The organism is Rhizobium sp. P1_E6 (genome assembly GCF_056405875.1).
The window spans coordinates 1-759 of the sequence record NZ_JBFUBG010000336.1 but is presented as its reverse complement, the minus strand read 5'-3'; the positions used below and the strand labels follow the sequence as shown (position 1 = coordinate 759).

1 protein-coding gene is annotated in these 759 nt (G+C 60.9%); it reads right to left on the bottom strand.

Annotated features, from left to right (window positions below; all coding sequences use genetic code 11):
• Window positions 1-138 precede the first annotated feature (138 nt).
• The coding region (locus AC1D35_RS36595) for a PLP-dependent aminotransferase family protein (protein ID WP_477942956.1) at window positions 139-759 on the bottom strand (621 nt) is incomplete at its 5' end.

Genomic DNA, 759 nt, shown 5'->3' with positions numbered 1-759 from the left:
GATCTGGACGGCGGTTTCCGACAGTTCGTCGGATACGAGAACGCGAGGTGCCATTTTGGCCTCCTTCAAAGAGTTCAGCGATAAACTTGAATTGGGAATGCGGGGCTCCGCCTCCAGGCGGAGCCGGATGCGATCACATCAGGCAGCAGCCTGGGAAAGCGCAGCCTTCTGGGTCTCAAAGGCCCAGGAAAGCCAAGGCATCAGCTTCTGCATGTCGGCGGTCTCGATCGTCGCACCTGCCCAGATGCGCAGGCCGGACGGAGCGTCACGATAAGCGCCGATGTCATAGGCGACGCCTTCCTTTTCAAGGAGAGCGACGAGGCCCTTGGCGAAATTCGCCTGGCCGTCGGCATCGAGAGCGGTAACGTCCTTGTCGACGATCTTCAGGCAGATCGAGGTGTTGGATTCGATCTCAGGCTTGACGGCCAGATTGGCGATCCAGTCGTTTGCGGCAACGAAATCGGCGACAGCCTTGGCATTGGCATCTGCGCGGCCGATCAGAGCCTTAAGGCCGCCGAGCTGCTTGGCCCAGAGAAGCGCATCGATGTAGTCCTCGACGCAGAGCATGGACGGCGTGTTGATCGTCTCACCCTGGAAGATGCCTTCGATGAGCTTGCCACCCGAGGTCAGGCGGAAGATCTTCGGCAGCGGCCAGGCCGGCTGATAGGAAATCAGGCGTTCGACGGCCCGCGGCGACAGGATGAGAATGCCATGCGCGCCCTCGCCGCCCAGAACCTTCTGCCAGGAGAAGGTGACGAC